18 protein-coding genes are annotated in these 16941 nt (G+C 40.7%); 11 read left to right on the top strand and 7 right to left on the bottom strand.

The annotated features are described in order from the left end of the window. Nucleotides 1-8 precede the first annotated feature (8 nt). The 3 genes from astA to KO534_RS02790 are packed head-to-tail and all read left to right on the top strand — an operon-like array spanning nucleotide 9 to nucleotide 3362. Nucleotides 9-1043 (top strand): arginine N-succinyltransferase, encoded by a 1035-nt coding sequence (astA, locus tag KO534_RS02800; protein ID WP_215927001.1) that lies wholly within the window; start codon nucleotides 9-11, stop codon nucleotides 1041-1043. 2 nt (nucleotides 1044-1045) lie between these two features. Next, complete coding sequence (astD, locus tag KO534_RS02795; protein ID WP_215926999.1) at nucleotides 1046-2518, top strand: succinylglutamate-semialdehyde dehydrogenase; 1473 nt, start codon at nucleotides 1046-1048, stop codon at nucleotides 2516-2518. 25 nt (nucleotides 2519-2543) lie between these two features. Next, the gene (locus KO534_RS02790; protein ID WP_215926997.1) at nucleotides 2544-3362 is read left to right on the top strand and encodes a DUF1338 domain-containing protein; all 819 of its coding nucleotides are present in this window, start codon (nucleotides 2544-2546) and stop codon (nucleotides 3360-3362) included. Nucleotides 3363-3442: 80 nt separating this feature from the next. On the opposite strand, the gene erpA is transcribed toward KO534_RS02790, so the two are convergent. Both erpA and KO534_RS02780 read right to left on the bottom strand, forming a co-directional pair. Beyond that, nucleotides 3443-3787: an iron-sulfur cluster insertion protein ErpA gene (gene erpA / locus KO534_RS02785; RefSeq protein WP_215926995.1), complete on the bottom strand. Its 345-nt coding sequence runs from the start codon at nucleotides 3785-3787 to the stop codon at nucleotides 3443-3445. 225 nt (nucleotides 3788-4012) lie between these two features. Further along, nucleotides 4013-4717: a DUF6776 family protein gene (locus KO534_RS02780; RefSeq protein ID WP_215926993.1), complete on the bottom strand. Its 705-nt coding sequence runs from the start codon at nucleotides 4715-4717 to the stop codon at nucleotides 4013-4015. Between the two features lie 181 nt (nucleotides 4718-4898). On the opposite strand from KO534_RS02780, the gene KO534_RS02775 reads away from it, so the two are divergent. The 4 genes from KO534_RS02775 to folE all read left to right on the top strand — a co-directional run bounded on the left by KO534_RS02775 (nucleotide 4899) and on the right by folE (nucleotide 7993). Further along, nucleotides 4899-6575, top strand: a complete 1677-nt coding sequence (locus KO534_RS02775; protein ID WP_215926991.1) for a chloride channel protein — start codon at nucleotides 4899-4901, stop codon at nucleotides 6573-6575. Between the two features lie 15 nt (nucleotides 6576-6590). After that, complete coding sequence (locus KO534_RS02770; RefSeq protein WP_215926989.1) at nucleotides 6591-7019, top strand: CopD family protein; 429 nt, start codon at nucleotides 6591-6593, stop codon at nucleotides 7017-7019. Nucleotides 7020-7067: 48 nt separating this feature from the next. Then, the gene (locus KO534_RS02765; protein WP_215926986.1) at nucleotides 7068-7250 is read left to right on the top strand and encodes a hypothetical protein; all 183 of its coding nucleotides are present in this window, start codon (nucleotides 7068-7070) and stop codon (nucleotides 7248-7250) included. Between the two features lie 188 nt (nucleotides 7251-7438). After that, on the top strand, nucleotides 7439-7993 hold the full coding sequence (gene folE, locus KO534_RS02760) for a GTP cyclohydrolase I FolE (RefSeq protein ID WP_215926984.1): 555 nt from the start codon (nucleotides 7439-7441) through the stop codon (nucleotides 7991-7993). Nucleotides 7994-8050: 57 nt separating this feature from the next. Here folE and KO534_RS02755 read toward each other — a convergent pair whose 3' ends face one another. Further along, entirely contained in the window at nucleotides 8051-8809 is a 759-nt protein-coding gene (locus KO534_RS02755) for a YkgJ family cysteine cluster protein (protein WP_215926982.1), read from the bottom strand. Nucleotides 8810-9037: 228 nt separating this feature from the next. On the opposite strand from KO534_RS02755, the gene KO534_RS02750 reads away from it, so the two are divergent. Then, nucleotides 9038-10048, top strand: coding sequence for a phosphorylase family protein (locus KO534_RS02750; RefSeq protein WP_215926980.1), 1011 nt, complete (start codon nucleotides 9038-9040; stop codon nucleotides 10046-10048). Between the two features lie 84 nt (nucleotides 10049-10132). Here the strand turns inward: KO534_RS02750 and KO534_RS02745 are convergent, their stop codons facing one another. Continuing rightward, a complete protein-coding gene (locus tag KO534_RS02745) occupies nucleotides 10133-10855 on the bottom strand; it encodes a YebC/PmpR family DNA-binding transcriptional regulator (protein WP_215926978.1) in 723 nt (240 codons plus the stop codon). 137 nt (nucleotides 10856-10992) lie between these two features. Beyond that, entirely contained in the window at nucleotides 10993-12099 is a 1107-nt protein-coding gene (zapE, locus tag KO534_RS02740) for a cell division protein ZapE (RefSeq protein ID WP_215926976.1), read from the bottom strand. Nucleotides 12100-12283: 184 nt separating this feature from the next. Between zapE and KO534_RS02735 the strand changes: the two genes are divergently transcribed. The 3 genes from KO534_RS02735 to KO534_RS02725 all read left to right on the top strand — a co-directional run bounded on the left by KO534_RS02735 (nucleotide 12284) and on the right by KO534_RS02725 (nucleotide 15336). After that, nucleotides 12284-12721: a ZapG family protein gene (locus tag KO534_RS02735; RefSeq protein ID WP_215926974.1), complete on the top strand. Its 438-nt coding sequence runs from the start codon at nucleotides 12284-12286 to the stop codon at nucleotides 12719-12721. Nucleotides 12722-12864: 143 nt separating this feature from the next. After that, nucleotides 12865-14178 carry a DegQ family serine endoprotease gene (locus KO534_RS02730; RefSeq protein ID WP_436836569.1) on the top strand — a complete coding sequence of 438 codons (1314 nt, stop codon included), beginning with the start codon at nucleotides 12865-12867 and terminating at the stop codon, nucleotides 14176-14178. Nucleotides 14179-14274: 96 nt separating this feature from the next. Continuing rightward, nucleotides 14275-15336: a trypsin-like peptidase domain-containing protein gene (locus KO534_RS02725; protein WP_215926970.1), complete on the top strand. Its 1062-nt coding sequence runs from the start codon at nucleotides 14275-14277 to the stop codon at nucleotides 15334-15336. Nucleotides 15337-15370: 34 nt separating this feature from the next. Here the strand turns inward: KO534_RS02725 and murA are convergent, their stop codons facing one another. Beyond that, complete coding sequence (murA, locus tag KO534_RS02720) at nucleotides 15371-16630, bottom strand: UDP-N-acetylglucosamine 1-carboxyvinyltransferase (protein WP_215926968.1); 1260 nt, start codon at nucleotides 16628-16630, stop codon at nucleotides 15371-15373. A 45-nt stretch (nucleotides 16631-16675) separates the two neighbouring features. Continuing rightward, a complete protein-coding gene (locus tag KO534_RS02715; RefSeq protein ID WP_215926966.1) occupies nucleotides 16676-16933 on the bottom strand; it encodes a BolA family protein in 258 nt (85 codons plus the stop codon). Between the last annotated feature and the right edge of the window lie 8 nt (nucleotides 16934-16941).

Here is a 16941-nt window from a genome sequence, read left to right as displayed (position 1 = left end):
ATGCGAAAATGAAAATCATTCGCCCGATCCACAGTGACGATTATTCGTCACTGTATGCCATTTCCCAAGAATCTGGGGTGGGTTTTACGTCTTTGCCAGTCAATGAGGTATTGCTTAGAAGTAAAATAGACAAATCTGTTCAAGCGTTTGCAAAAGAGGTAACCAAACCTTCAGATGAGAGTTATCTGTTTGTCATGGAAGACCAAGACTCCCATGAAGTTGTAGGTACCAGTGGGATAGTGGCAGGTGTGGGTTTAGACGATGCATTTTATCATTATCACTTGAGTAAAGTGGTGCATGCATCCCGTGAACTGAAAATTTATAATGATGTTGATATCCTTACGCTGTGTAACGATTACACTGGTGTCTCTGAAATTTGCACCTTGTTTTTGCGTCAAAATGCCAGAGAAGGCTTAAATGGTAGGCTACTATCCAAGTTCCGTTTTTTATTTATGATGGAACATAAGCAACGTTTCGCAGACATCATTATCGCAGAAATGCGTGGCATTAATGATGAAAATGGCGAATCTCCTTTTTGGCAATGGTTAGAAGAACATTTCTTTTCAATGGACTTTCCTACTGTTGATTATCTTACAGGTATAGGTCAGAAACAGTTTATCGCTGAATTGATGCCTAAATATCCCATTTATGTGAGCTTGCTCAGTAAACAAGCTCAAGCAGTAATCGGGCAAGTACATGAAAAAACCAAACCGGCATTGCAGCTTCTAGAGCAAGAAGGTTTTAGCTGTAGAGGTTATGTGGATATTTTCGATGCAGGTCCAACTGTTGAAGCAAACTTAAAAAATATTCGAACTGCCCAAGCCAGTAGAAAAATGCAAGTTAAAGTGACTGATAACGTGACAGACAGTCATTCATCCTTTTTTGTTATCAATACTAAAGTGCAAGACTTCCGCGGAGTGTGCACTTTACTTGATATCAATCTGGACACCGAACTTGCCACTATTGGTCAAGAAGCTGCCGATGCGCTCGGCATTAGTGACGGCGATGACATTCGCTTTGCTCCTACTCATTTCAGGACATAAATATGAATCAACATACACATTTTATCGCCGGTAATTGGCACGCTGGCGAAGGTCATGATATCCACTCTATTGACCCTGCAAAAAAAAACATTATATGGCAGGCTAAATCCGCCTCTCAAAAACAAGTCGACGTAGCGGTTGAAGCAGCGCGTTCTGCTTTTGTGTCTTGGAGTAACCTTACTTTTGATGCGCGTTTAGCCTATGTGAAAAAGTTTGCTGAACTACTCGGCGAAAACAAACAAGTACTGGCTTTAAGTATCGCTCAAGAAACCGGTAAACCGCTTTGGGAAACCGCCACCGAAGTAGGTGCAATGATAGGCAAAATAGCTTTATCTGAAAAAGCCTATCATGAACGTACTGGCACAGTAGAAAACGCCATGCCTTTAGGCAAAGCCTTTATTCGTCACAAACCTCATGGTGTAGTGGCGGTATTTGGTCCCTATAATTTCCCTGGTCATTTACCAAACGGACATATAGTCCCCGCATTGCTAGCGGGAAATACCATTGTTTTTAAACCAAGTGATCTGACCCCAGTTGTGGCAGAAAAAACCATAGAGTTATGGCAACAAGCCGGTTTGCCAGCTGGTGTTTTAAATATGGTGCAAGGTGAAGTAGAAACCGGAAAAGTGCTTGCTGCACATAACGGCTTAGACGGCTTGTTTTTTACTGGAAGCTCTCGCACAGGCAAGTTATTGCATGAACAATTTGCTGGCCATCCAGGGAAAATACTCGCTTTGGAAATGGGCGGAAATAATCCTCTCATAGTTAAAGATGCCGCTGATATCAAAGCTGTAGTACATGACATTATTCAATCTGCTTTTGTTACTTCCGGACAACGCTGTACTTGTGCTCGTCGTTTGTTTATTCAACAGGGTGAAGCCGGTGATGCAATACTTAAGAAATTAGTCGAAGCGACCAACAATATTCAAGTAGGCATGTATGACGCCGAAACACAACCATTTATGGGTGCAATGGTTTCAAAGCACGCCGCATCTTTGATGGTTCTGGCTCAGCAACAGTTACTTGAGCTCGGCGCTACTTCTCTAGTTGAACTTAAACATTTAGACACCGAGTCTGGTTTTGTAAGTCCAGGTATTGTGGATGTCACTAATATTCTCAAAGATATGCCTGACGAAGAGCATTTTGGTCCACTACTGAAAGTGATCCGTTATAGTGATTTTGACCAAGCCATAGATGAAGCTAACAACACCAGCTTTGGATTATCTGCCGGTTTGCTAGCTGATAATCAGGCAGACTATGAACATTTTTACCAACGTATTCGTGCTGGAATTGTCAACTGGAACAGGCCAATTACTGGCGCCAGTGGAGCCGCTCCTTTTGGTGGAATAGGCGATAGTGGCAACCATAGAGCAAGTGCTTACTACGCGGCTGATTATTGCGCATTCCCAGTTGCATCTGTCGAATTGGAAAAAACAACACTACCTGGGACGTTAAGTCCAGGCTTAAGTATTTAAATTATAGGAATTGAGTTTTAATACCATGCACAACAAAATAGACACTTTGTTTAGCCACTTATGGCAAGACTACTTAAGCATTACACCTTCAGCAAAAAAAGTACACGACCTATTGGAAGGCCATGAATTTGAGCATTCTGGTAAAAATACCCAACTAGGCAATGACCATATTGCATTACGCACTTTTAATATTGAAAAAATTAATCTAGAAAAACTTGCCGCGCATTTTTTGGCCTTAGGTTACACAGAACAAGGGCAATATGACTTTGTAGAAAAAAAGTTACGTGCCAAACATTTTGAACACCCAGACGAGACTCAACCTAAAGTTTTTATCAGTGAATTAATTGTTGAAAAAATGCCGCATGAGGTTCAGCAAATCATTCACAAGATGACAGCTAACATTGCGGAAAATGCAGCGCAGCAAGATAACTTTTTGTATTCAGGTACACACTGGCAAATCAGTACCCAAGAATATGATGTTTTGGTGGCACACTCTGAATACGCAGCTTGGATGTCAGCATGGGGATTTAGAGCCAATCATTTTACTGTGAGTTTAAACCACATGGGGCACTTCCAATCTCTGGCAGACCTCAATACTTTATTAAAAGATTCAGGTTTTGTTTTGAACAGTTCTGGTGGTGAAATCAAAGGTGGACCTGAAGTATTATTGGCGCAATCTTCTATCATGGCAGATAAAATTGAAGTGCAGTTCAGCAATGGTAAAAAACTCGTTCCTAGCTGTTTTTACGAGTTTGCACAACGATACAACACACCAACAGGAAAATTGTACCAAGGCTTTGTCGCCGCTTCTGCTGACAAAATATTTGAAAGTACCAATACCTAGAATGTTTAGTCATAATAGGATGTGTAAAAAAGTCAGCTAGTAGCTGGCTTTTTAAATTTAAAGACATGATTGTAGCGGGTTTACACAGTAAACGAAGCCCCACAGCCGCAAGTAGTGGTTGCGTTAGGATTAATTACTAAAAAACGTGAGCCTTCTAGCCCTTCGGTGTAATCCACCTCACCACCCACTAGATATTGTAAGCTCATAGGATCAACTACCAGGGTCACTTCATTTTTGTCAATGGTGGTGTCCCCTTCATTCACTTTTTCATCGAAAGTGAAACCATATTGGAAACCCGAACAACCACCACCAGTGACATACACTCGTAATTTTAGGTTGGGATTCTCTTCTTCTTCCACCAATGTTTTTACTTTTCTAGCTGCGGCATCAGAAAATTCAATAGGTAAAGCAACTTGCACTGTCATAACTTGCCTCGGCAAAATTCGGTATAACTCTTTATTATGTGGATTATCCAGTACCTGACTAATATGGTCAAGTATTCACTAAGACTAATTAATTACTATCCAGTCCTGCATATTCTAGTAGACCTAATGCCGAGCCTCTTCAAAAATTCAACCTAAGCAAAAATTATGCGCTACGCCAATGAGTTGCTTAGAAATACAATCAAAAGGGCAAATCATTACATTAAGCTAGTTAGAGTTTATGTCCCAATTAAATACTGTAGTCAACTCACCTTTTTTGCGTTTAAACTGAAAAATATTGGCATGCACCGATACTTGTTCTGGCTGAAAACCTTCCGGCAATCTTATTTCGCCAGCGATTACCTGAAAGTACTTAAAACTAAAAGTCAGGCTTTTTTGCTCTTGGTCAGATAACATCGAATCAATGGAATATTGCTTAGCTTTACCCTCTTCACTGCCAATTAGCGTAACTTGTAAAGTCCCCTTTAGTGTATTTTTGGCTTTATTTTGCTGCATTAAAACGAGTTCAAATCTAAACGAATTATCACTTAGAGCGGGTTCTATATTAAAACCGTCAATCAAAAACCCTTGTTCGTTTAGCTCAGGCGCCATCACTTGTTGATAAAAAGCGAGTTGCGTACGTAGGTCTTTTTCGACATCGATACTTTTTCCGATTTCAATAAATTGCTGCTGCTGTGTAAGCCTTGCGACTTCCAGTTCAACTCCTAATACATTGAGTTTTTTGGTTAGGTCTTCATTTTCTAGTTTCAGATTTTGAATACTTTTTTCATGTGTAGAAATGATCGTTTGTTGCTGTGAATAATGGGCGTTTCCCCAAATAAAACCTAAATATAGGGTCGCTGCAATTAGTGCAATTAATATGAAATAAAACTGGAAGGCTCCCAGCTTGGTTTTGAGATCAGAAATAATCAATTTATACCCTTTTATAAAGCCACTGCGCTTTTCTACATTGTCAGAATATTATCATTTAGTGATTTGCAATGGTTGATTGATTTATTAAAAACCTAACCTTTCTGTTTTTGTAGTTTAACTCTATAAAATACAAGGACTTGTGATAAGCTCCTAATTATCTGAGCAATAAATACCTATATTTATGAATCTCAACGCCTTCAGAAAAGAACTCGCCACACCACGCACCTCAATTCAATTGTGTGCCACCGCTATTGTGGCTGGTGTTTGTTCTGCAGCGTTGATCATTGCATTTCGTTTATTTATTGAGTGGTTACAGTTATTGTTTTTGCCTGAAGTGAATAATTACAGTGCGTTACCAGCCAATACTCGGTTATTTGTGCCTATGGTAGGGGCATTATTAATTGTCATTATTGCTTATTTAACTGGTTTTAAGCATTACCGTATGGGCATACCTTTTGTGATCCACAGGGTTAAACACTACTTTGGACACATCCCTTTTCGAACCACAATTAATCAATTTTTAGGAGGCGCAATAGCCCTAGCGTCTGGTTTTTCGGTAGGTCGAGAAGGACCGTCGGTTCACCTTGGTGCTTTCGGTAGCAGTTTTATTGGGCAGTGGTTAAAGTTACCCGACAACAGTATTCGAATTTTATCTGGCTGTGGTATTGCAGCAGCTATATCGGCATCTTTTAACACTCCATTTGCCGCCGTCCTATTTGTGATGGAAGTGGTAATACGCGAATACAAGATCCACATTTTCATTCCAATCATGCTTGCCGCGGCATGTGGTAGTGTAATGACACGCGCTGTATTTGGGGAAATCCAAGAATTAGCCTTTATCCAATTTAACGACTTTAATCACTGGATATACCTGTATTTAGTAATATTTGGAATAGTACTTGGTGCATTAGCCACTTTTTTCAACAACAGTTTGATGGCTATTATTCGTGGTTTTCGACGGTTTAATATGGTGCGCCGCTTACTTTTTGCTGGTGTTATAACTGGTGTGGTGGGTTTTGTACTTCCCGAAGCGCTGGGCACTCATTTTAATTCAGCACACGCGTTATTTTCTGAAAATTATGACATTCAATTATTGGTATGGGTGCTTTGCGCCAAGTTTATTTTGACCATTGTAGCCTTGGGACTCGGAGTGCCAGGAGGAATAATAGGCCCAGTATTTGTAATTGGCATGTTCAGCGGGGTGTTGTTGGCCAGCCCTCTGGAATTTTTTGTTTCTGATGTAAGCGAAATTCATGGCAGTTTTTCATTATTGGGTATGGCTGGTCTGATGGCAGCTGTAGTGCATGCCCCCTTGGCCGCACTATCAGCAGTTATGGAATTGTCCTACAGCCCAGAACTTGTTTTGCCCGCTATTCTGGTAATAGTTCCAGCATACGTCACTGCCACTCAATTTCTTGGCAATCGTTCTATCTTTATACGCCAACTGGATTATCAGAAATTACCGTATACGATTTCTTCTGTGATGGAGTATTTACAAAGAACTGGCGTGCTGGCAATAATGAATACAGAGTTGACTTTGGCTAAACAAGACAAAGAGCATTTAGTGTCTGAATTAGCCATCGCTGAACAAAAGGCGTTAGTGTATAAGTCTTGTGTTGATGACCAAACAGAGTACGCCTTGGTAAGTTACGATAACGGGCAAGATGGTGATGCTGTACGAATGACCCTCACACCGATGAAACCGGTCAGGTTCCAAGCGACTTTGGCAGAAGTATATGCCATTTTGTCACCCAAAAGAGCTGGTGCTATTTACATCTATGCTAATAGCACTGATGATATAGTCGGCATTATTTCTTGGGAAACCTTACGCCATTATTTGCATAAAGCTAACTATTAGGAAGCCTACCCTCCGATGACAATATTGTGGATTAAAGCCTTACACATATTTTTTATGGTTGCTTGGATGTCTGGCTTATTTTACTTGCCAAGACTTATGGTCTATCACGCACAAACTGATGTTCAAGCGGTTAAAGACCAATTTAAAATTATGGAAAGGCGACTATGGTATTTTGTCACCCCTTTTGCGTTACTGACGTTAGTATTTGGAGTGTGGTTAATAAGTTTATATGGCAAAGAATGGTTTGTTGCTGCCAAATGGTTACATCTTAAACTCACCTTAGTCACTGTGTTATATGTCTACCATTTTTACTTACTGGTGTTAGTAAAAGATTTCGCGAAAGACCAAAATAAACACTCACCTCGTTTCTTTCGTTTTTTAAATGAAGCACCTGTTTTGTTTGTTTTGGCTATTATTATTTTAGCGATTGTAAAGTTTCTTTAAAATTTTTAATGAACACTATACTCTTAGTAAAAGATCAGGAGAATCGATATGGATGTCAACCAGCAACGCTTAAAATCCCTACTTGACCAAACCGACTCAGCATTTGAAGAGTACAAACAACATCCCGCATCTGAAGATTATGCACAAGCCTATGAAGAAGCCAAAACAGCTCTCGACCATTACATGCTAGAAATTCGCCTATCAATGCAACAAAAAGGTAGAAAATCTTAAACAACTAGCTGCTCATAACTCTATTCCAGTTTTCCGCTTGTTTATGCAGATTGGCGTAACACATTAATTTGACTGTAGTATTTAATCCTATCCACAGAAAATGTTACTATTAGATAATCTAATTATGGGTTATTCCCGTATTACCTACACATATTTCATTCATATTACTCATCGAAGAGCCAAATTACATGTCAGATAAATTAGCCGGCCACTACTCAGATATTCTTTCACTTTTAGGGGAAGACGTCAGTCGTGGAGGGTTGTTAGATACACCCAATCGCGCAGCCAAAGCAATGCAGTTTTTAACCGACGGTTATCAAAAAGAGTTAGAAGAAGTAGTCAATGGAGCTATTTTCGAGGCAGACACAGACGAAATGGTGATCGTACAAGACATCGAATTTTACTCTCTATGCGAACACCATATTTTACCTTTTATCGGACGCTGCCATATCTCCTATTTACCTAATGGTAAAGTATTAGGTTTATCTAAATTTGCTCGCATTGTAGACATGTACTCACGACGCTTACAAATCCAAGAAGGTTTAACTAAACAAATTGCCGACGCTGTTCAGCAGGTAACCGGTGCCACTGGTGTAGGTGTAGTGATGGAGGGCAAGCACATGTGCATGATGATGCGTGGAGTACAAAAGCAAAACTCCTCTATGATCACGTCAGTAATGTTAGGCTCTATGCGCACATCTGATGCAACCCGAAATGAATTTTTACGTTTGATTGGTAAATAGTATTAATAGAGTAATGTCTATTTATCTATTAAATTCACTATTATTGTTTGCTGGGTATTAACCTATTCGATTCGTCGCGAGCTCAATTAGATCCTGTAACCAAAATATGCCTGGCTTTTTCTTTAAACGTGTCTTGTTTGTTTTTGCCCAATCAAGACAATTCACCAAAAGCATCCAACCCGATGATTTTTCCCCAAAAAGATCTTGGCTCTGGGTGCGTAATACCGGTGTTAATCTTAGCTTAGAATCAAGATGTGTCATCTCTTGTGGATTAAGTTCAACACAATGTTTGGGGTCTGATGTCACTACAAACTCGCGGCATTCTAACGGGCGATCCGAATAAATACTGCAACGCTTATCTTCAAGAAATGGGCAATCAAGCTTCAAGGAATAATACTTTACTCCTAGCGCGTTGCGGCTTTTCTTATCAAGCTTGGCGATCTCTTGCATGGGCTGAGTCAGTCCAGCAGCGGCGATTGCCGCTTGAGAGTCGGCAAAGCGCTGTCGAATTCGTTTCTGCCTGTGCTCGGGCATACGATTAACAACCTTTGCAAGGTGTAATGCTTCTAATTCAGAAACTGGAACGGCCTGAGTACAACATGCACTGCATCCAGCTTTACAACTGATATTTTTGCCCGCTTTGGCACTTTGCACAATAGAATGGGAAACGATGTCATTAGCAAGTAACTGATAAACGGGTATCAACTCACAAGCAGTGACTTTTTGATCAGGCACGGTGGCACTCAAAGAAGCAACGTCATCTCCAATTTTTAAATCAAAGTTAGCGATAAGCTTTGCCTTAGACTTAGTTTTCATTAAGTGTTGACTCCCTTTATTGCACTATTGACTATACAAGGCTTTACAATCAATGTTTAGTTATTCCAAATATGAATATTGGCACAAAATTTCTATGTTTTATCTACACACTTTAAAAGCTCTCTAAGCTGGTGCATTCAGATTAAAAGTGAACCATTTAGTCCGTTTTTATCATTTACCTTGCACTTTTAAGGGGCATTCACCAATGAAACTATCGAGAACATCATTATGTTAAAAAAGTTTAGCAGCCATCTTTTTTTAGTTTTTAGCTTGTTGCTAATAATTAACCATACTTTTGCGAAAGACAGCCACACTTATGGACCAAAGGAATTTACAGAAAAAAACAAATGGACTGCGATTGTGGCCGCCTACGCTCCAGAAATTAAAGCCATAGATCAAGCCTTCAGTGAATTACCTGAAGCTCAAATCAATCAAACCCTGACTATCAGAGGTGTCAAATACCAATTGGGAACCTATAAAAGCGAACCTGTGGTGATATTTACAACAGGTGTAAGTGTACCTAACGCGGCGATGACAATGCAGATGGCACTGGACTACTTCCCTATTGACCGCGTAGTAATGATGGGCATTGCAGGTGCCGTCAACCCTGATTTTAGACCAGGAGATATTTCTGTACCCGAGCGTTGGTATTTCCACGACGAATCGGTTTATGTTAATCCTGATCCCAAAAAAGCAGGCAGTTTTGTGTTACCGGATTATTATGAAAGTGCCCAAAAGAGCTATCAAGAAAGACGTAAGCAAGACCCTCATTCTCCAGCTTATGAGAACTTTGGATACATTCACCCAGAAGAAATGGCAGTCATCAAACAAGGCTGGGACCAGCCTAAACAAATGCCCTATTTTAGCGCTACAACACAATTAGTCGAATTAGCGAAGAAAGCAGTGAAGTCGGTAAGCCCAATAAAAATGCCTTCTGGTAACCCTATCAAAATAAAGGTAGGTGGTAACGGAGTGACAGGTTCAGTGTTCCTTGATAATGCTGAATATCGTAATTGGTTACAGCGTGTATACAACGCAGAAGTCACTGAAATGGAATCTGCTGCCGTTGGACAAGTGTGTTTTATTAATAACGTCGACTGGGTAATTATTCGTTCGATCAGTGATTTAGCCGGTGCACAACACGGCAAAAACGTTGAAAACGTATTTGATGGTATAGCATCTGGCACGGGTACCAAATTAATGATTGGTTTGCTAGACCAGATTGTTGCTTTGGAATAATCTAACCTAAAACGCCAAAATAAAAAGCCCACTTTGAAAAGTGGGCTTTAGCTAGCGAAAAAACATCTTATTTACTGGGAACAATTAGCGCTCAACAACAGCATTGTGATACACGTGTTGTACATCATCACAATCTTCTAGCATGTCCATAAATTTATCAAAAGTTGCCACATCATCTCCGCTAACCGTCGATTCTGTTTGTGGAATAAAAGTGATTTCTTCTGCATCAAATTCTATTTCTGCGTTGTCTTCGGTCAATGCGGTGCGGGTATTATTGAATTCTGTGTGCGGGGCATAAACAGTTACCACGCCGTCTTCGCACTCGACTTCTGTGACATCAACATCGGCTTCCATTAATATTTCCAAAACGGCATCTTCATCTTCGCCTTTAAAAGCAAATACAGCTTGGTGATCAAACATATGACCCACAGTGCCTTCTACCCCTAACTTTGAGCCTGTCTTAGTAAAACAATTGCGCACATCAGTAATTGTACGGTTGTTGTTGTCGGTCAAACAGTCAACAATTACCATACAGCCGCCTGGACCAAAACCCTCGTAACGCGCTGGTACATAGTCTTCTCCGGCGCCACCTTCTGCTTTATCAATTGCTTTTTCGATTACATGACTTGGTACCTGATCTTTTTTGGCTTTTTCGATCAGTCTACGTAGAGCTAAGTTAGCTTGAGGATCAGTGCCACCATTTTTGGCTACAACGTAGATTTCTTTGCCATATTTAGAATAAACCTTGGTCTTAGCTCCAGCGGTTTTGGCCATGGAGATTTTGCGTACTTCGAACTTTCTTCCCATTTTTTTGCTCTTCTAATAATGTCGAGTTTTTAGCTCGTTTAGATTTAATATTCTGGATTTTACCGATTTTCGAGGTAGATAACAAAACCCATTTAACACTCGAATTCGCCACACTGATTGGGCTTCACTTTTGTCCGCTAGGGAATATGTTGAGAGGCTAGGTAATCATGTGACTGCATTTCTTTTAGCCTACTTAGACATCGCTTAAACTCAAAGTCTAATTGCCCGTTTAAATAAAGGGTTTCCATCGAGACTTCTGCCGACATGATTAATTTTACATTGCGTTCATAAAACTCATCGACCATAGCGATAAAACGCCTCGCAATATCATCTATGGATTGCCCCATTTGCTCAACGTTAGCAATCAAAACAGTGTGGTAAAGCCGGCTTATTTCCATGTAGTCTGTTTGGCTACGAGGCCCATCACATATGGCGCGAAATTCAAACATGACTACGCCGTCAGCATAATGCAAGGTGGGTATCATACGGCCTTCCACTTCTATTGTTTGATTTTCAGTACCAAATTCAGGGGCCAACTGCATAAAGTATTTATGCAAGTTTTGATTGGCTTGTTGGTCTAGAGGAAAATGAAAAATCTCAGCTTGTTCTAGAGTTCGTAAACGATAATCCACTCCACTGTCTACATTTACAATGCGTGTATTTTGATTAATTAATTCTATCGCAGGTAAAAACCTAGCCCGCTGCAAACCATTTCGATATAACTCGTCGGGCACGATATTTGAAGTAGCAACTAACACGATACCGTGGCCAAAAAGCTCTTCCATTAAAGTGCCCAAGATCATCGCGTCAGTAATATCCGACACAAAAAATTCGTCAAAACAAATCACTTTGGTTTCTTTGGCGAGCTTTTTCGCTATGGTTTTTAGTGGGTCAGAGTGGCCTTGCAATTGTTTTAATTCTTGATGCACTCGGTGCATAAAACGGTGAAAGTGAATCCGCAATTTACTTTCAAAGGGCAAACATTCGTAAAAAGTATCGACTAAGTATGTTTTGCCGCGCCCCACGCCCCCCCAAAAATAGATTCCTTGAATACTAGGCTTGCGCATTCCTTTACCAAATTTACTCTGCCACTTTATTCGCCAAGTTATCTTTTTCTCGGGGTGAGTTAATTCGTCATACAACCTCTGCAATTCTTTTACTGCATTTTCTTGGGCGGCATCGTATTGAAACTCAGGATCTTGTAAATCTTTTTGATATTTTTGCCATGGCGTAAACTCAATCATTTTTCGGCGTTTTTCCTTTCACTTCTGAGTGTATTTAACACTTGAATACAAATAAAATGACCGCATTAAAAATGCTGAGCGTATAATAACTTATATTGCAGGCACGCTCATGGTCAATACGCTATAAATTATTATTTAATTGCGAACCAGTTGAGCAAAAATACGTAGAGAAATAGGAGTGGTTATGGATTGGTTGGTAGGGGTATTGTTATTACTTGTTGGCGGAATTATTGGTTTTTTTGTTGCAAAATTTTTCAACAACAAACCAAATAATGAGTCTGACGAGGCTGCAGGTAAACAAACGATTCAAGAATTAATGCATCAACAAGCTGCTATGCATATTCAAGAAACCAAACAAATTGCTGACAAATTAGTCACGCAATCAACCGAATTACAGCGACAAATTGACAACTATGAAAATCTTCTGATTAGCCAACAGGCGGGGCCTGAAGGTAATTCATTAAATTATTTTGGTGAGCACACTACGGCTTATTTGCGCAATAAAAACACTCAACCGACTCGTGAAAGAGCAACGGCAGATGTACAACCTTTAGATTTTTCTTCGGAGAGTTCTGGGTTGTTTTCTGGCCAAGAAGAAACACCCACAAAAGAAACCAAATAATGAACTTTCTAACGTACTAGATACTCTTTGTGTTTTAAGTAGTCCTAAGTATTGTAATTAAATTTTGATGTTGGAGATAACAATCGATGAATAGAAAAGTACTAAATCGTTTTTTTGTAGCTTGTTGCATTGTGACGGCAAGCATGTCGCTCAGTTTAGTGTCTCATGCCGCTCTGCCCTTTTTCTCGAAGGATAAAGACGAGGTACCTAGTCTAGCTCCAATGTTAGATAAGGCCACACCGGCTATTGTCAGCATTTCCGTCGAAGGCACGCAAGTGTCTCGTCAAAGGGTGCCAGAAATGTTTAAGCATTTTTTTGGCGGCACCGATGAACAAGTGCAAGAGCGTCCCTTTAAAGGGTTAGGTTCGGGCGTGATTATCGATGCAAACAAAGGTTATGTGGTCACAAACAATCACGTGGTAGATAATGCCGATGAAATTATTGTTAAGCTTACCGATGGCCGTGAATTTACAGCTAAAAAGCTTGGCGCTGATGAGCAGAGTGATATTGCACTATTAAAAATTGAACCCGATGCATTGTCTGCTATGCCACTGGCTGATTCAGACGAGTTGCGAGTAGGTGACTTTGTTGTTGCTATTGGCAACCCTTTTGGACTAAACCAAACTGTTACTTCGGGCATTGTCAGCGCGCTAGGACGTTCTGGTTTGAACATAGGTGGATACGAAAACTTTATTCAAACAGATGCTGCGATTAACCGCGGCAACTCAGGTGGTGCTTTAGTCAGTCTTCGTGGCGAACTAGTCGGTATTAACACCGCAATTTTTGGACCTAACGGCGGAAATGTCGGTATTGGTTTCGCAATTCCCAGCAATATGATGAAAAATTTAGTCGATCAGATTATAGAATTCGGTGAAGTCCGTCGTGGCTTATTAGGAATAATCGGGCAAGACATCGATTCTGGCTTAGCGGATGCAATGAACTTAGATGTTAACCAAGGCGCATTTGTAAGTGAAGTTGCACCAGAGTCTGCAGCCGATAAAGGCGGCATTCAAGCTGGAGATATCATTACAGAAATTAATGGACGTGCTGTGGTGAGCTTCCAAGAATTAAGAGCTAAGGTCGCGAGTAGAGGAGCCGGGGCTGAGCTTGAATTAACAGTGATGCGCAAAGGCAAAAGCCAAAAAATCAATGTGGTTTTAGGTGACGCTACTCAAAATGAAGTGATTGCCAAAGAAATACACCCTGCGTTAGAAGGGGCAACCTTGACTAACGGTAAAACCAAACAAGGTGATAACGGCATTGTTATTTCTGAGATTGTAGCGCGTTCACCCGCCTCTCGTATCGGCTTACAAGATGGTGACGTTATTATTGGCGTAAATCGTAAGAAGGTAGATACGGTTGTGCAACTACGCACCGAGCTAGAAGATGCAAAAGGTGTCATTGCACTTAGTGTAAAACGTGGTATGACCTCTTTATATTTGGTTATTCGCCAATAAAAACTCTGTAAGGATAGCGGTACTACCCCTTAGTACCGCTATCAACTCATTGACTTCAATGTTATTATTGTGAGCATCTGACGTAAAACACATTTAATGTTGCTCGTGCTAAAAACCTTATCTTTCTTTCTAAAATCCATCCTTATTGGCGTGATCATTTCTTCGGTCATTTTACTACTTGTACCTGATCTAAGAGAGGGTAGCGGGATGCCACTGACATTATTCACGGAACAAGAAAGCTCGAAAAAACTCAGCTTTAATTCAGCGGTCAATGCTGCAGGCCCAGCAGTGGTCAATATCTACAGTCAAAGTATTGAAAGAAGTGGCTATCAACGTAGACAGGCTGTCGAACGCACTAATCTTGGTTCTGGCGTAATTATGACCTCAAACGGTTACATTTTAACTTGTTATCACGTTATCGCTAATGCCAAGTTAATATTAGTGGGTTTACAAGATGGGCGTTTAGAAGAAGCGCAGATTGTGGGTTTTGACTCAATAACAGATTTGGCAGTGCTCAGCGTATCAGCAGAAAACTTGCACCCTATCCCACAATTAGAGGACCCAAAAACCCTAGTAGGCGACGTAGTGTTAGCTTTAGGTAACCCTTACAATCTTGGACAAACCGTAACCCAAGGCATTGTTAGTAGAATTAATAATAATGGTTTGAACAACTTCTTCGACTACATTCAAACTGATGCGGTGCTCAACCAAGGTAATTCTGGTGGAGCATTAGTCGACAGTGAAGGGGTTTTAATTGGCATTAACAATGCAAACTTTAAAACACGCATTAGTCCAAATCGTGTTGAATCCGTGGATGGTGTGTCTTTTGCCTTGCCTTACAGCTTAGCTAAAAAAGTCATGAGTGAAATAATAGCGACTGGCAAGGTTACTCGTGGGGCTTTAGGTTTTGAAGGACAACAAGGTGGACTGACAAGTACTGGAATTATAGTGACAGACGTCATTGAAGGTACGCCTGCCGAATTAGGTGGCTTACAGGTTAAAGATCTTATCCTGTCTGTGAACGATATTCCGGCCATTAGTGTTCGAGATACTCTGGATTATATTGCCGATACAACCCCAGGCAGTACTATCGTTCTTGAAGTAAATAGAGATGGTACTATTTTGAAATTAGACATGGTAGTTGGAGAGCTACAGTAATCTAATAAGTTAAGTGAGTAGCTAACCTTTGCTATTAGCTTACTCGCTTAATGTTGGCACCTAATCCATTTAACTTTCGCTCAATATGTTCGTAGCCACGGTCTAAGTGGTAGATGCGATCCACTGTGGTTTGCCCTTCTGCTACCAGCCCGGCAATCACTAAACTCGCCGAAGCTCGCAGATCAGTCGCCATCACTTGCGCACCTTTTAACGAAGACTTTCCATCACACACCGCACTATTGGCTTGTAGCGAGATATTCGCGCCCATTCGCTGTAATTCAGGAACGTGCATAAATCGATTCTCAAATATATTCTCAGTTACCACCCCAGTACCTTCTGCCAAACAATTCAGTGCGACAAATTGCGCTTGCATATCAGTTGGGAATCCAGGGTGCGGAGCTGTTTTAATATCAACACTTTTAAGTTGTCTATTGGTCATATCCAACTCAATCCAATCATCCCCAATAGTTAATTTCGCGCCGGCCTTAGATAATTTGTCTAAAACCGCTTCAAGGGTTTTGGGTGCGGCATGCTCGCAACGAACCTTTCCACCTGTAACCGCTGCAGCAATTAAAAACGTCCCTGTTTCTATTCGGTCTGGTAATACTCGATATCGACATCCAGATAACGACTCAACTCCCTGAATAGTAATTTTATCCGTTCCGGCATTCATCACCTTAGCGCCCATTGCATTTAAACAGTTCGCAAGGTCGACAATCTCCGGCTCTTTCGCCGAATTTTCTAATATGGTTTCACCTTGCGCTAGGCTGGCTGCCATCATTAGGTTTTCTGTGGCGCCAACACTCACAACATCCATAAATATCCGAGCGCCTTGTAATTTGCCATCTACTGTCGCTCTTATATAGCCACTATCAACATCGATTTTGGCACCCATTTGCTCCAACCCTTGCAAATGCAAATTAACCGGACGGGCTCCTATTGCACAGCCACCTGGTAAGGATACGTTCGCCTGACCAAACTTTGCTAACAGTGGTCCAAGCACTAATATAGAGGCGCGCATGGTTTTAACTAATTCGTAGGAAGCGTTAAAATTATTAATCGAACTTGGGTCAATGACCACAGATTGACCATCTTGACGGTAAGCCTTAGCACCTAATTCACTCAACAAGGATAAACTAGTATGAATATCCCTAAGCTCTGGCACATTATCAAAATAACAAGTGGAGTCTGCCAAGATACTGGACATCAAAATAGGTAAAGCTGCATTTTTAGCCCCTGAAATGTCGACGCTACCTTTCAAAGGCGGGCTAGCCTCAATAATTAATTTGTCCATGACTGCACTCTATTAGATGTGATTAATAAGAAATTTTTAGGGATATTACTGGGGAAGATTAAACATCTTCTCGCGTTTCCACTGACTTTCGGTAAAGGTTTTAATGGAAACGGCATGCATACTGCCTTCAGCAATTTTTTCGGCTAAAGGTGCATACACAAACTGCTGTTTCTTAACTCTGCTCATTTCTGCAAATTGATCGCTTACAGCTATGACTTGAAAATGTGAGCCGTCACCATTCACATGGGCTTCGGCTAAGCCTAATGTTTCTAGTAACAGGGCTTCGATTTGTTGATTATCCATGACGAGTC

This window comes from Paraglaciecola arctica (assembly GCF_018861065.1).
GTDB lineage: Bacteria > Pseudomonadota > Gammaproteobacteria > Enterobacterales > Alteromonadaceae > Paraglaciecola > Paraglaciecola arctica_B.
Note: the sequence above shows the minus strand (reverse complement) of the source record. Positions and strands in the feature narration are given on the sequence as shown.

What these genes read in the sequence shown, in the direction of transcription:
- erpA (WP_215926995.1), bottom strand. Translation starts at nt 3,787, where the DNA reads ATGACAGTGCAAGTTGCTTTACCTATTGAATTTTCTGATGCCGCAGCT.
- KO534_RS02790 (WP_215926997.1), top strand. Translation starts at nt 2,544, where the DNA reads ATGCACAACAAAATAGACACTTTGTTTAGCCACTTATGGCAAGACTAC.
- KO534_RS02775 (WP_215926991.1), top strand. Translation starts at nt 4,899, where the DNA reads ATGAATCTCAACGCCTTCAGAAAAGAACTCGCCACACCACGCACCTCA.
- KO534_RS02745 (WP_215926978.1), bottom strand. Translation starts at nt 10,855, where the DNA reads ATGGGAAGAAAGTTCGAAGTACGCAAAATCTCCATGGCCAAAACCGCT.
- KO534_RS02770 (WP_215926989.1), top strand. Translation starts at nt 6,591, where the DNA reads ATGACAATATTGTGGATTAAAGCCTTACACATATTTTTTATGGTTGCT.
- KO534_RS02730 (WP_436836569.1), top strand. Translation starts at nt 12,865, where the DNA reads ATGTCGCTCAGTTTAGTGTCTCATGCCGCTCTGCCCTTTTTCTCGAAG.
- KO534_RS02755 (WP_215926982.1), bottom strand. Translation starts at nt 8,809, where the DNA reads ATGAAAACTAAGTCTAAGGCAAAGCTTATCGCTAACTTTGATTTAAAA.
- murA (WP_215926968.1), bottom strand. Translation starts at nt 16,630, where the DNA reads ATGGACAAATTAATTATTGAGGCTAGCCCGCCTTTGAAAGGTAGCGTC.
- folE (WP_215926984.1), top strand. Translation starts at nt 7,439, where the DNA reads ATGTCAGATAAATTAGCCGGCCACTACTCAGATATTCTTTCACTTTTA.
- astA (WP_215927001.1), top strand. Translation starts at nt 9, where the DNA reads ATGAAAATCATTCGCCCGATCCACAGTGACGATTATTCGTCACTGTAT.
- astD (WP_215926999.1), top strand. Translation starts at nt 1,046, where the DNA reads ATGAATCAACATACACATTTTATCGCCGGTAATTGGCACGCTGGCGAA.
- zapE (WP_215926976.1), bottom strand. Translation starts at nt 12,099, where the DNA reads ATGATTGAGTTTACGCCATGGCAAAAATATCAAAAAGATTTACAAGAT.
- KO534_RS02715 (WP_215926966.1), bottom strand. Translation starts at nt 16,933, where the DNA reads ATGGATAATCAACAAATCGAAGCCCTGTTACTAGAAACATTAGGCTTA.
- KO534_RS02750 (WP_215926980.1), top strand. Translation starts at nt 9,038, where the DNA reads ATGTTAAAAAAGTTTAGCAGCCATCTTTTTTTAGTTTTTAGCTTGTTG.
- KO534_RS02765 (WP_215926986.1), top strand. Translation starts at nt 7,068, where the DNA reads ATGGATGTCAACCAGCAACGCTTAAAATCCCTACTTGACCAAACCGAC.
- KO534_RS02735 (WP_215926974.1), top strand. Translation starts at nt 12,284, where the DNA reads ATGGATTGGTTGGTAGGGGTATTGTTATTACTTGTTGGCGGAATTATT.
- KO534_RS02725 (WP_215926970.1), top strand. Translation starts at nt 14,275, where the DNA reads ATGTTGCTCGTGCTAAAAACCTTATCTTTCTTTCTAAAATCCATCCTT.